This is a genomic window from Longimicrobium sp. (genome assembly GCF_035474595.1).
Classification (GTDB): domain Bacteria; phylum Gemmatimonadota; class Gemmatimonadetes; order Longimicrobiales; family Longimicrobiaceae; genus Longimicrobium.
Genome location: NZ_DATIND010000108.1, coordinates 1 through 13085, shown reverse-complemented (window position 1 = coordinate 13085; position 13085 = coordinate 1). Strand labels below are relative to the sequence as shown.

The window sequence follows — 13085 nt, the reverse complement described above, 5'->3', positions numbered from 1 at the left end:
TCGGTAGGAGACAGGTGTTCGGGATGAGGTGGATTGCGCATCGTTGACGCGTGCTTGACGGTGATCGTCCTGCTTCGGCAGGTTCGCACTAGGGGAAGATTCGGAGAGACCGCTCGATGTTCTGCGAAGGAGACACGGACGAGCCGGAGGCGCCGCCGGTGATGGCGGCGGGGCCGCACGACACCGTGGCGGGCGCCGTATGGGGCACGCTGCGGCGGGCGCCGCTGTCGGCCAAGGTGTACATGGCCGTCGTCCTCGTCTACTTCGTGGGGTGCTCGCTCTGGATCGCGCTGACGCACAAGGGCGCCACGTCGCGCGCGCCCCTGTACATGGCGACGTTCACGGGCGTGTCGGCCATGCTGCTGGTGATGGCGACCGCCCTCTTCCGCGTGGCCCAGGGCGAGCGCTGGCGCAAGCGCTGGGAGTGGACGGTCACTCCCAAGCGGCTGCACGAGATGCTGCTGGCGCTGCCCATCCTGGCGTTCGCGGCCGGCGCGTTCGGCGCGGCGGGAACGGCGGTGGTGCTTCCGCGCGTGCCGGGCGACCCGTGGCTGCTGGTGGTGATCGCGGGCACGCTGTTCCTTACGCTGAAGGCGGGGAAGGTGCTGTTCGACGTGGCGCGATGGCTGTACTTCCACGCGCGCGAGCAGGCGGACGCGGCCGAGCGCGCCCGCGCCGAGGCGGCCGACGCGCAGCTGGCGGCGCTGCAGGCGCAGGTGAACCCGCACTTCCTGTTCAACGCGCTGAACACCATCGCCGCGCTGGTGCGCACCGACCCGCGCGCGGCCGAGGCCACCACCGAGAACCTGGCGCGCGTCCTCCGCCGCACGCTGGACCGCACCGGCCGCACCGACTGCACGGTGGAGGACGAGGTCGATTTCCTGCGCGCCTGGCTGTCGGTGGAGCGCGAGCGCTTCGGCGAGCGGCTGCGGGTGGACTTCGAGATCGACCCCGCCGCGGAGCCGCTGCGCATCCCCACCATGACGCTGCAGCCGCTGGTGGAGAACTCGCTGAAGCACGGGATCGCCGGAAAGCTGGAGGGCGGACGCGTGGCCGTCCGCGCGCGCGGCGACGGCAACGGCCGCCTGCTCCTGGAGGTGGAGGACGACGGCGCCGGCTTCCCCCGCGAGCCGCGCGAGGGCACCGGCCTGAGCAACCTGCGCCGCCGCCTGGAGTCCATCTACGGCCCCGCGGCGGAGATGCGCGTGGAGCGCCCGGCGACCGGCGCGCGCGTGGTGGTGGAGCTGCCGGCCGTGCGCACGACGACACCCCGGCGGGTGGGGTAGACGGGGAAACATCGGGGGTGACGGGCGCTGGCGGGGGCGCTTCGCGCCGGGAGCCCTCATCCCCCCGGCCCCCTTCTCCCGCTCCGCGTGAGCGGAGAACTGACCGCGGGAAAGCTTCCGGAGACGCTCCGAAGCTTGGGTGGGCCTCGCAACACACCACGGTCTGACGAGTGCTCTGAACCATGCGCGCTGCGTTCGAAGTTACCCCCTCCCGGGTACGCGGCCCCAGCCGCGGGGGGAGGGCTCCGCGGGAGGGTTCCGGACACGCGTGATCAGGATCACCCCAATCTCCTGCAGTTCATCTTTGCTCCTCAACTCTGCTCGGTGAACGACGATGCGCGTGCTGGTGGTGGATGACGAGCCCGCGGCGCGGCGCCGGCTGGCGCTGATGCTGGAGGAGCTCGACGAGGAGGTCGTGGGCGAGGCCGCCAACGGCGTGGAGGCGCTGGAGTTGGCGCGCGAGCGGCGGCCTGACCTGCTCCTGCTCGACATCGAGATGCCCGAGGTGGACGGCTTCGACGTCGCGCGCCATCTCCCCGTGCCGCGCCCGCTCCTCGTCTTCCAGACGGCGTACGACGAATACGCGCTGCGCGCCTTCGAGCACGCGGCGCTGGATTACCTCGTCAAGCCGGTCACGTTGGACGGCCTGCGACGGGCCCTGGGGCGCGCGCGCGAGCGGGTGGAGGCGCCCGGCCACGCGGCGCCGGACGCCGAGGTGTTGCGCGGGCTGCGCGCCTCCGTGCGCGGGAACGCGCCGCGCCGCCCGCGGCTGCTGGTGCGCGAGGGGCGCGGGCACCGGCTGGTGGCGTTCGACGGCATCACCCGCTTCACCGCCGACGACGGGGTGGTGTACGCGCACCTGGACGGCGGTGACCGGCGGCTGACCGACTACACGCTGGCCGAGCTGGAGGAGCGGGCCGGCGAGGCCTTCGTGCGCGCCAGCCGCGGCGAGCTGGTGAACGCCGAGGCGGTGGAGCGCATCGTCCGCAACGGCGACGGGAGCGCCACGCTGGGGCTGCGCGGCGGCGCCACCGTGCACGTCAGCCGCCGCCGCGCGCCCGACGTCTGGGCCCGGCTGGAGGAGTAGCGGCCGCGCCACCTCTTCGCCCCCCGCGTCAGCTTTTCCCCCGCCCGTTCGTTGTGAGGACGGCGCGTGCCCGGCCGGTACCGGGTACGAGTTTGTCCATCGCGACGCGCGCCGCCTCCGCGCGCTTCGGCGCTTCCCCGGGCAAGCCGTTGCCGCGGAAGCACCTGCATCTTCGGCCAAGCGGGCCGCGCGGCCCGCGTTGTGCCAGCGGGAGCAGGAAAGCCCGGACGCCGCGGGAGGTGCGGGCGCTCCCAGGCACCGCCGTCCACGACCGGGGGACGGCGGCGCGTGCCGTACGATCCCGGAAGAGGTGAGGGGACATGAGGATGCGCTGGATTGGCGCGGCCGCCGCGGCGCTCGTGCTGGGCGGGTGCGACCTGTCGACCGACCCGCTCGTGGTCGACTTTCCCGCCGCGGCGGTGTTCGCCATGACGAACCAGCCGAACAACGAAGTCGTGATGTACATCCGCAACGTGAGCAACTCGGTCGGCACGGGGCGGGCGTTCTCCACGCGCGGCGCGGGAACGGGCGCCAGCCTGGGATCGCAGGGGGCGCTGGCGGTGTCGGGCGACGGGACGTGGCTGATGGCCGCGAACGCCGCGAGCAACGACGTGTCGGTGTTCCAGATCCACCAGGACACCCTGGAGTTCGTGGGCAAGACGCCCTCGGGCGGCACCCGGCCGGTGAGCATCGCCAGCCGCGGCGCGCTGGTGTACGTGCTGAACGCCGGCGGCGGCGGGAACGTGACCGGCTTCCAGCTCACCGCGAGCGGACTGGTGCCGCTGGGCTTCTCGCAGCCGCTGAGCGGCGCGGCCGACCCGCAGCCGGCGCAGGTGCAGTTCTCGCCCGACGGCACGCTGCTGGTGGTGACGGAGAAGGCCACCAACCGCATCGACGTCTACGGCGTGGGCACCAACGGCAACCTGACCGCGCCGGTGGTGAACAGCTCGACGGGGGTGACGCCGTTCGGCTTCGCGTTCTCGCCCATCACCGGCGCGCTGTTCGTGTCCAACGCCAACGCGCCGGGCGGGGTTCCGGTGGTGGACGGAAGCTCGTTGACGGAGTACTCGGTCGCCCCCGCGGCGCGCACGCTGGGCGTGGTCACCGGGCCGGTGGCCACCACCGAGACGGCGGCGTGCTGGGTGGTGGTGACGGCGAACGGGCGCTACGTGTACGCCTCGAACACCGGCAGCAACAGCATCACCGGCTTCCGCGTGCTCGACACCGCGCTGACGCTGCTGGACCCGGACGGGAAGACCGCCGTCACCGGCGCCGGGCCCACGGACCTGAGCATCACCAGCGACGGCCAGGCGCTGTACGTGCTGGACAGCGGCGACGGCACCATCCGCGGCTACCGCATCGGGAGCACCGGCGCGCTGACGCAGGTGGCCACCGCCAGCGGCCTGCCGGTGAACTCGTACGGTCTGGTCGCGAACTGACGCCCGACCGAGCTTTCGATCGGCCGAAACCGCCCTCCCGCGTGATCGTGCGGGAGGGCGGTTTTCGTTGTGTCCCGGACTGGAGATCACCCCGGATCGGGGACCAGCTTCTGCATCCGTGCTGCACCTGCCCGAGCCGTCCCCGCGCTGTGCGCGTCCGGGGAGGATGAAAGGAGATCGATTACGAGCGCCGATGCCGCGGAGTGAGCGGACCAGCCTCGCGCAGTTTGCGAGGCTTCCCGTAGTTGTTGCTGCGACTTCATCAGTCGCCGGTGGAGCAGCTTCTCCAGCCTCCGCAGCTCGGTGGCCGGAGGCATGGGGCTGTGATAGGTGACGGTGTGGCTCTGGACCTGGGTGAGCTGGACGGAGGCTGTCCGGGAGACGGGCAGCGGGAGAGAGGGCGCCGGGGCGGCGCGCTCGAGCGACGTGCGGCTATGGGCTCTTCCCATTGAAGGTTCCCCGAAGCTCCGCCGAGAGTTGGTTCCAGGCGCGCCGCTGGTCGCCCGCGAGCGCCTCCCAGTCGGCCAGCAGCGCCGCCGCGTCGGACTGCGGCGCCTCCGGCCACCCGTGCCCCACCGGCGCCGGCGTTCCGCCCAGGTCCAGCACCCGGGCAAAGCCGCGCAGGAACCCGCCGGGCCCCGCGAGATAGTTTTTCACGTGCATTGGTCTGGTCTCCCCTCCGCGGACGGCGTTCGCCATGCGCGGGTTTCGAGATCGCGGCGCGAAGGTGAACGAAAACAGGCACCGTGTCAAGGGACGAGGTGAACGGAGTACCGAAGGCGCCACCGGTGGCCCGCATCGTGCTTGTCCACCGCCTTCCGATGGCGCACCGCGGCATCCCGGCGGGCCGATCCTGAAGGCTGGCGGCGCCTGTGCGCACGTTTCAAGAGCGATGGAGATGAACGAGAACTGCCGGCTGGCGACCGCGCTTGCGGACCGCGTCCGCGGGGCACGCGAGGAGCTGACCCGCCGCTGGCTGGAGCGGATCGCGGCGCGGGTGGAGATCCACCCCAACCGCGTATTTCCCACCAACGAGCTGCTGGACCACGTTCCGCTGCTGATGGACCGGATCGCCGACTACCTGGAGAACGCGTCCGACGAGATCACCGCCGACGCGCCGGTGACGGGAAAGGCCATCGAGCTGGGCGAGCTGCGCTGGTCGCAGGGCTTCGACGCGCACGAGATCCTGAAGGAGTACGAGATCCTGGGTGGCGTGCTCTTCGCCTTCCTGGTGCGCACGGTAGACGAGATCGACCAGGAGTGCCCGCGCAGCGAGCTGCTGTCGTGCGCGCACCGCGTGTTCCGCGCCGTCTCCGTCATCCAGCAGGTGACCACCACGCACTACCTGCGGCTGGCCGCCGAGCGGGTGAGCGAGCGCGAGCAGCGGCTGCGCGGCTTCAACCGCATGGTCACGCACGAGCTGAAGAACCGCATCTCGTCGGTGCTGGGCGCGGGGCAGCTGCTGGCCGACCCCGAGATCGCCAGCTCCGAGGCGCAGCGCGCCCGCTTCGCGCAGATGGTGGTGCAGAACGCCGAGGGGATGCAGGCGGTGCTCGGCAACCTGCTGGAGCTGAGCCGCACCGACCCCGACGCGCGCCAGCAGAGGAACGTCCCTCTCCCGCGCGTGGCGGCGGAGGTGTGCCGGCAGCTGCGCGAGATGGCGTCGTCGCGCGGGGTGGCGGTGCGGATGCGCGACCTTCCCGAGGTGGAGGTGAACGCCGCCGCGCTGGAGCTGGCGCTCACCAACTACGTCTCCAACGCCATCAAGTACGCCGATCCGGGGCGCGAGGAGCGCTGGGTGGAGGTCGTCGGCAGGCTGGCGGGGATGGACGAGGGCGGCACCACGTGCGAGCTGGTGATCGAGGTGCGCGACAACGGCCTGGGCGTGCCGCAGGAGAAGCGCGAGCAGCTCTTCACCCGCTTCTACCGCGCGCACGGCGACACGGTGACGGGGGTCGAGGGCACCGGCCTGGGCCTCAGCATCGTCCGCGAGACGGTGGAGGCGATGGGCGGCCGCGCGTGGGCGGAGTTCAACGGCGGCGAGGGCTCGCGCTTCTGCATCTCCATCCCCTGCCGGCGCGAGGTGGACCGGGTTGCCGCGCAGGAGCCGGCGATGGTGTAGGAAAGAAGAAGTCCCAAGTCCTAAGTCCTAAGTCCTAAGTCCTAAGTCCGAAGTCCCAGGTGCCAGGTGCCAGGTGCCAGGTGCCGGACTCGACGGGAGACATCACTCTTTTCTACTTGGGACTCAGGACTTAGGACTTAGGACTTCTCTTCTTGGGCATCTCATCTCCCACGCTCGGAAAGATCCCGCCATGCAGCTCACCGGCATCCATCACCTGACCGCCATCTCGGCGAAGATCCGCGAGAACCACCGCTTCTACACGCAGGTGATGGGGATGCGGCTGGTGAAGCGCAGCGTGAACCAGGACGACGTGAGCGCCTACCACCTGTTCTACGCCGACGGGGCGGGGCACCCGGGAACGGACCTGACCTTCTTCGACTGGCCGGTGCCGGCGGAGCGCCGGGGGACGCACAGCATCACCCGCACGCACCTGCGCGTGCGCGGCCGCGAGGCGCTGGAATACTGGGAGAAGCGGCTGGAAGAGCAGGGCGTCACCGCGCCGCGCGGGATCACCGGGCGCGACGGGCGGGAGGTGCTGGACTTCGAGGACCTCGAGGGGCAGCGGTTGTCGCTGGTCGACGATGGCGGCGCGGGGTTCGAGCCGACGCCGTGGGAGCGCAGCCCCGTTCCCGCCGAGTTCCAGATCCGCGGGCTGGGGCCGATCGTCATCAGCGTTCCCGGCATCACCCAGACGGAGATCGTGCTCACGGAGGCACTGGGGATGCGGCACGCGCGCGACTACGCCCACGACAGCGCGCAGCCCAACGTGCGCGTGTACGAGATGGGCGAGGGCGGGCCGCACGCCGAGCTGCACGTGGCCATCCAGCCCGACCTGCCGGTGGCGAGGCAGGGCGCCGGGGGCGTGCACCACGTGGCCTTCCGCACGCCGAACGAGGAGGAGTATCACGCGTGGACGAAGCGGCTGAACTCGCTCGGCATCTCCAACAGCGGCGAGATCGACCGCTACTGGTTCCGCAGCCTGTACTTCCGCGAGCCCAACGGCATCCTCTTCGAGATCGCCACCGACGGCCCCGGCTTCGGCGTGGACGAAGACCCGGCCACGCTCGGCGAGAAGGTGGTGCTCCCGCCTTTCCTGGAGCCGCACCGCGCCTCCATCGTCGCCAGCCTCAAGCCGATCGACTGAGCGCTCCGTCGGCTCTGCGCGATCCTATCGTTCGGATCAGTGGCAAGCGGATTCATCGGCCACGTCTCCGAGCAGAGCTTCGCACCATTCGGACGCTTCCGCCTCGCGCGCATCCGCGGCCATCTCCGCGTAGGCGGCGGAGAAACCGGGGCCGGTCAGGTGCGGGCGCTCCCGTCCACCGATCGATTTCCCATTCGGCCGTGCTCCCGTGCTGTCGTTGTCCTCGCCGTTCCTGTCCATCATTTCCCTCGATCCGGTAAACGTGGGATGATCACGCGACGGCGGCCGCGCGCTCCGGCGCGGGGACGCGCTCGACGTGGGTGCGCGCGACCCGGTCGTGCGGCGCGCGCTCGCCGCGGGTGCGGATGGTCGCGGCCAGGTACGCCAGCGCGAGGAGATTGGCGGCGGCCAGCCCGGCGGTCTGGAGGGGGCTCATCTCCCCCGGCACGGGCGAAAGCAGGAAGCCGAAGAGGTGCACCATCTCCCACGGCAGCAGCTTCACCGCCGTCCGCGCGAGCGCCCGCGACGGCGGCACGCGCCCGCCGCCGTCGCCCGCCACGCGGACGGCGAGCAGGCGCTTCCCGAGCGTCGCTCCGCCGCGCGAGGCGTCGGACACGGTGAAGTAGGTCCACGTCGGGATGGAGAAGACGAGCACCGCGGCCAGCCACACCTCCGGGCCGGTCCACGCATCGACGTCCAGCGCGCCCGCGGCCGCGAACGACAGCGGGCCGAGGACGGCGAAGAGCAGGGACACGTCGGCGCAGTAGGCCAGGACGCGCCGCGCGAGAACGGGAGTGTGCGTCATTCCATCCTCCGCATCGAGGGGCGGAGCCGGCCGATCGCTTCCACGATAAGACGCGGCCGCCGCGCATCCAAGCGGACCCGGAGGTTCCCGCCGTCCGCTCGGCGAAACGGGCGCATTGTCCGGGGTCTCCCCGACACCGGGCTTCGCTCTTTCCCGCCGGAACCCCGGGGGCTAACTTCCGGTACCATCCGTCGCCTCCGCAGTCCACGACCGCCGTACCCGACCGCGCCGGCCGCAGACCGCCGGCCCGCGGCCCGCTCCATGCAGCCGGCCCCGGCGCCTTCGCCCATTTGTTGGCTTCCCTGACGTTTCCGAGATGAGCACGATTCTAGACGCCGGGCGCCGCTCCACCCGTGTGGACGCGCTCAAGAACCGGATACAGAACCACCTCACGTACACGCTGGCCCGCGACCGCTCGGCGGCCACCGACCGCGACGTGTACTTCAGCACCGCCTGGACGGTGCGCGACCGCCTGGCCGAGAAGTGGGCCGACACCAACGCGCGCTATCACAAGCAGGACGCCAAGCGCGTGTACTACCTGTCGCTCGAGTTCCTGATCGGGCGGACGCTGGGGAACGCGCTGCTGAACCTGCGCATCCACGACGCCACCGCCGAGGCGCTGGGCGAGCTGGGGTACGACCTGGAGGAGCTGGAGTGCAGCGAGCCCGACGCCGGGCTGGGCAACGGCGGCCTGGGGCGGCTGGCGGCGTGCTATCTGGACTCGATGGCCACGCTGGGGCTGCCCGCGTACGGCTACGGGATCCGCTACGAGCACGGGATGTTCAAGCAGGACCTGGTGGACGGGCGGCAGGTGGAGCGCCCCGACAACTGGCTGCGCGACGAGAACCCGTGGGAGATCGCGCGCCCGGACCGCACCTACCGCATCAAGCTGTACGGCCGCGTCAGCGGCACCGCCGACGCCGAAGGGCGCATCCACTACGACTGGGTGGACACCAGCGACGTGCTGGCCATGGCCTACGACGTCCCGGTCCCCGGCTACGACGTGTCCACGGTGAACACGCTGCGCCTCTGGGCTGCCAAGGCCACGGAGGAGTTCGACCTGGAGGACTTCATCGGCGGCAACTACATCGCCGCGGTGGAGGCCAAGGCCAACAGCGAGACCATCTCCAAGGTGCTGTATCCCCCCGACAACACCGGGGCGGGGAAGGAGCTGCGGCTGAAGCAGCAGTACTTCTTCGTGAGCGCCACGCTGCAGGACATCATCCAGCGCTACCTGGCCGAGCGGAAGACCTTCGCCGACTTCACCGACAAGGTGCAGATCCAGCTGAACGACACGCATCCCGCCGTGGCCATCCCCGAGCTCATGCGGCTGCTGATGGACGACCACGGGATGGAGTGGGACCAGAGCTTCGACATCGCCCGTGCCACCTTCGCGTACACCAACCACACGGTGCTCCCCGAGGCGCTGGAGACGTGGAGCACCGATCTCTTCGGCCGCATGCTGCCGCGGCACATGGAGATCGTGATGGAGATCGACCGCCGCTTCCGGGCGCGGGTGCGCGAGAAGTTTCCCGACGACGCGGCGCGCGAGGAGCGGATGGCCATCGTGGCCGGCGGCACGGTGCGGATGGCCAACCTGGCCATCGTGGGAAGCCACACCACCAACGGCGTGGCGCGGCTGCACACCGAGATCCTGCGCGACCGCATCTTCCGCGACTTCGCCGAACTGTGGCCCGACCGCCTGACCTCGGTGACCAACGGCATCACCCAGCGCCGGTGGATGCTGAAGGCCAACCCGGGGCTCTCGGACCTGATCGACGAGACGCTGGAGGTGAACGAGGCCGGCGAGAGCTGGGTGGTGGACCTGGAGCAGCTGGCGGGGCTGGAGCCGTTCGCCGACGACGCGGCGTTCCGCGAGCGCTGGCGCGCGGTGAAGGCGCGCAACCGCCACCGCCTGGCCGAGCTGGTGAAGCGCGAGGCCGGGGTGCGGGTGGACCCGGCCATGATGATGGACGTGCACGTGAAGCGGATGCACGAGTACAAGCGCCAGCTGCTGAACGCCATGCGGGTGATCGACGCGTACCTGGAGCTGCGCGACCAGGACCAGCCCGACGCGGTGCCGCGCGCCGTGCTGTTCGGCGGGAAGGCGGCGCCCACCTACTACACGGCCAAGCTCATCATCCAGCTCATCAATTCGGTGGCCGGGGTGGTGAACGCCGACGAGAAGGTGGCCAGGCTGCTGCGCGTGGCCTTCATCCCCGACTACCGGGTCTCCATCGCCGAGGAGATCTTCCCCGGCAGCGACCTGTCGGAGCAGATCTCCACCGCGGGCTACGAGGCCAGCGGCACGGGGAACATGAAGTTCGCGCTGAACGGCGCGCTCACCATCGGCACGCTGGACGGGGCCAACGTGGAGATCGCCGAGCGGGTGGGCGACGAGAACATCTTCATCTTCGGGCTCACCGCCGACCAGGTGGAGGCGCGGCGCGCGGCCGGATACAACCCGCGCGAGGAGTACGAGAAGAGCCCGCGGCTCCGTCGCGCGCTGGACTTCATCGCCAGCGGCATCCTGTCTCCCGAGCAGCCGGGGCTGTTCCGGCCGCTGATCGAGGGGCTGCTGCACAACGACCCCTTCTTCGTGCTGGCCGACTTCGACGCGTACGTGGCGGCGCAGGCCAAGGTGGACCGCGCCTTCCGCGACCCCGAGGAGTGGACGCGCAAGGCCATCCTGAACGTGGCGCGCTGCGGCTTCTTCAGCAGCGACCGCAGCGTGCGCGAGTACGCGGAGCGGATCTGGCGCATCCCCGTCCCCGGGCGCGGCTGACGTCCGGCACCCGGAGAGGACGGTCGGGGAGAGCGGGAGCGCCGTGGCGGCGCTCCCGCTCTTCGCGTAAATGGATGCAGGATAATGACATCGGAGCGATCGCCGGCCCGTCGGCGCGTCCGGTCCCCGCGTTGCACTCGATCATGGGCGGAGCCCGGCGGGCCCGACCGGGCCCGAGACCCACGACCCAAGGAGTGCATCATGTTGAAAATGGCAGCGGCAGTGCTGGCTTTGGCGGCGCTCGGACTGGCGCCGCGCCCGGCTTCGGCGCAGTCCACCATCACCTGCCAGTCCAGCCACGGAAGGCGAGAGTTCTGCCGCGCCGACACCCGCGGCGGGGTGCGGCTGGTGGACCGGCTGAGCGACGCGGCGTGCGTGCAGGGGCGCACCTGGGGTGTCACCCGCGACGCGATCTGGGTGGACGACGGGTGCCGCGCGCGCTTCCGCGTGGGCGACAACCGCTACGGCAACGGGCGGGGATACAACGACGGGCGCGGCTACAACGACGGGCGAGGATACAACGACGGGCGGGGCTACGACGACCGGGGCAACAACGGCCGCGGCGGTGCGCGCCTCTGCCAGGAAGCGGCGGCCCGCCGGCTCCGCGTTTCGCGCACGCGCGTCGAGGCGTGGATCACGGACGTCCGCGGCGACAGCCGTGACCGCGACCGCCTGTTCGGGTGGAGCGGCGCCGGGCACCGCGGCACCTGCCGGGTGGAGCGCGACGGCGACGTGTCGGTGCGCGTGACGCACTGATACCTCGTCCGCGCGATCGGCGTTAACATCGGACGGCCCAAGGATTTCCGTCCCCCCGCAGGGCAGGGGGACGGCACCTGCGGGGGACGGTGGGGGGGAGCGGGGGCGCCGGAGCGCGCTTCCGCTCCCTCCGATTTTCCCGCGCCGCGTCTCACGATTCGACAGATTCGCGTAAACCATTGCCGCCGCGGCACCTGGGTTGCATTGGGGAGGGCAGCCGCCGGTGACGGAGGAGCATCCGGCGGGACACGCGAACGGGAGAAACGACATGTTCAGAACGGCAGCGATCCTGGTGGCGGCGGCGGCCGCGCTCGGCCTGGCTCCGCAGTCCGCGCAGGCGCAGGTGCGCACCTTCACCTGCGAGTCCAACAACGGGCGGCAGCAGGTGTGCGGCGTGGACACGCGCAGCGGCGTGCGGATGGTGGAGCAGCTGAGCAGCAACGCCTGCGTGCAGGGGCGCACCTGGGGCGCCACGCGGAACGCCGTGTGGGTGACCGGTGGGTGCCGCGCGCGCTTCCAGGTGGGCACCACCAGCGGGCGCTACAACAACGGCTACGGCAGCGGCCGCTACAACGACACGTACGACCGCGACAACAACGGCAACGGGATGTACAGCGTCACCAACGGCGCGCGCCTCTGCCAGCAGGCGGCCGCGGCGCAGTTCGGGCTCCGCCGCTCCAGCATCTCGGCGCAGGTGGCCAACGGCAGCCGCAACAACCCGCGCTACCGCTGGAGCGGTGCCGGGCGCACGGGCACCTGCCGCTTCGACCGCAACGGCAACGTGAGCGTCAGCATCAACCGCTGACCTGACGGCCTGACCGGCGGATGAACGAAGGCCGCGGCTCCCCACCGGGAGCCGCGGCTTTTTCGTGTGCCCTGTGGTCGCTGGCCCCGCGCTTGATCCCGAATCCGGGAATTCAGTTCGTGCAGCCTCGCCGCATCAACCCGACGTCATCCTGAGGCCGACCACATCGTAACCAGAGTCTACACAAGAGGGTGCAGGCCGAAGGATCTATCATCTCCGCAGCACGTGATTCGGCGAGGTGCGATTATTCTTCCGCCCGGAATTTGGTATTGATACCGAATCCGGGAATTCAGTTCGTGCATCCTCGTCGCATCAACTCCGACGTCATCCTGAGGCCGACCACACCGCAACCAGAGTCTACACAAGAGGTTGCAGGCCGAAGGATCTATCATTTCCGCAGCACGTGATTCGGCGAGGTGCGCTGATTCTTCCGCCGGATTTTGGTATTGATACCGAATTCGGGGATCGATCGTGCAATCCGCCAGCGCACGTGCGACCTCGCCTATGGATCCTTCGGCCTGCAAACGTCCGTGCGAGGCAACGAGGGTGTGGCCGGCCTCAGGATGACGTCTCTCTGTGCGTTTGTAATGCACAGGTGATCGCCAGATCCGGTATGGGATACCGATTCGGGGATCGATCGTGCAATCCGGCAGCGCACGTGCGACCTCGCCTATAGATCCTTCGGCCTGCAACCGCTCGTGCTGGGCAAAGACGGTGTGGCCGGCCTGAATGGAAAGTTCCGCGCGCAGCCGGTCACCGGCGACTGAAGTCGCAGCAACAACTACGGGAAGCCTCGCAAACTGCGCGAGGCTGATCCGCTCACTCCGCGGCCCCGGTGCTCACGACCAATCTCCTT

Annotated in this window: 11 protein-coding genes; 8 read left to right on the top strand and 3 right to left on the bottom strand. The window is 70.4% G+C overall.

Features of this window, described 5'->3' with window-relative positions:
* Positions 1-116 precede the first annotated feature (116 nt).
* The 3 genes from VLK66_RS19740 (at position 117) to VLK66_RS19730 (ending at position 3812) form a co-directional block, all read left to right on the top strand.
* Positions 117-1286 carry a sensor histidine kinase gene (locus VLK66_RS19740; RefSeq protein WP_325311188.1) on the top strand — a complete coding sequence of 390 codons (1170 nt, stop codon included), beginning with the start codon at positions 117-119 and terminating at the stop codon, positions 1284-1286.
* A 334-nt stretch (positions 1287-1620) separates the two neighbouring features.
* The gene (locus VLK66_RS19735) at positions 1621-2373 is read left to right on the top strand and encodes a LytTR family DNA-binding domain-containing protein (protein WP_325311187.1); all 753 of its coding nucleotides are present in this window, start codon (positions 1621-1623) and stop codon (positions 2371-2373) included.
* 320 nt (positions 2374-2693) lie between these two features.
* Positions 2694-3812 carry a lactonase family protein gene (locus tag VLK66_RS19730; protein ID WP_325311186.1) on the top strand — a complete coding sequence of 373 codons (1119 nt, stop codon included), beginning with the start codon at positions 2694-2696 and terminating at the stop codon, positions 3810-3812.
* 432 nt (positions 3813-4244) lie between these two features.
* On the opposite strand, the gene VLK66_RS19725 is transcribed toward VLK66_RS19730, so the two are convergent.
* Entirely contained in the window at positions 4245-4475 is a 231-nt protein-coding gene (locus VLK66_RS19725; RefSeq protein WP_325311185.1) for a hypothetical protein, read from the bottom strand.
* Positions 4476-4710: 235 nt separating this feature from the next.
* Between VLK66_RS19725 and VLK66_RS19720 the strand changes: the two genes are divergently transcribed.
* Together VLK66_RS19720 and VLK66_RS19715 are read left to right on the top strand one after the other, a co-directional pair.
* On the top strand, positions 4711-5934 hold the full coding sequence (locus VLK66_RS19720; RefSeq protein WP_325311184.1) for a sensor histidine kinase: 1224 nt from the start codon (positions 4711-4713) through the stop codon (positions 5932-5934).
* 190 nt (positions 5935-6124) lie between these two features.
* Positions 6125-7078 (top strand): ring-cleaving dioxygenase, encoded by a 954-nt coding sequence (locus VLK66_RS19715; RefSeq protein ID WP_325311183.1) that lies wholly within the window; start codon positions 6125-6127, stop codon positions 7076-7078.
* A gap of 36 nt (positions 7079-7114) precedes the next feature.
* Here the strand turns inward: VLK66_RS19715 and VLK66_RS19710 are convergent, their stop codons facing one another.
* Both VLK66_RS19710 and VLK66_RS19705 read right to left on the bottom strand, forming a co-directional pair.
* Complete coding sequence (locus tag VLK66_RS19710) at positions 7115-7321, bottom strand: hypothetical protein (RefSeq protein ID WP_325311182.1); 207 nt, start codon at positions 7319-7321, stop codon at positions 7115-7117.
* Between the two features lie 28 nt (positions 7322-7349).
* Positions 7350-7883, bottom strand: coding sequence for an RDD family protein (locus tag VLK66_RS19705; RefSeq protein ID WP_325311181.1), 534 nt, complete (start codon positions 7881-7883; stop codon positions 7350-7352).
* 316 nt (positions 7884-8199) lie between these two features.
* On the opposite strand from VLK66_RS19705, the gene VLK66_RS19700 reads away from it, so the two are divergent.
* The 3 genes from VLK66_RS19700 (at position 8200) to VLK66_RS19690 (ending at position 12229) form a co-directional block, all read left to right on the top strand.
* Positions 8200-10668 carry a glycogen/starch/alpha-glucan phosphorylase gene (locus VLK66_RS19700; protein ID WP_325311180.1) on the top strand — a complete coding sequence of 823 codons (2469 nt, stop codon included), beginning with the start codon at positions 8200-8202 and terminating at the stop codon, positions 10666-10668.
* Between the two features lie 201 nt (positions 10669-10869).
* Entirely contained in the window at positions 10870-11424 is a 555-nt protein-coding gene (locus tag VLK66_RS19695) for a DUF3011 domain-containing protein (RefSeq protein WP_325311179.1), read from the top strand.
* A 268-nt stretch (positions 11425-11692) separates the two neighbouring features.
* On the top strand, positions 11693-12229 hold the full coding sequence (locus tag VLK66_RS19690) for a DUF3011 domain-containing protein (RefSeq protein ID WP_325311178.1): 537 nt from the start codon (positions 11693-11695) through the stop codon (positions 12227-12229).
* The last annotated feature ends 856 nt before the right edge of the window (positions 12230-13085 follow it).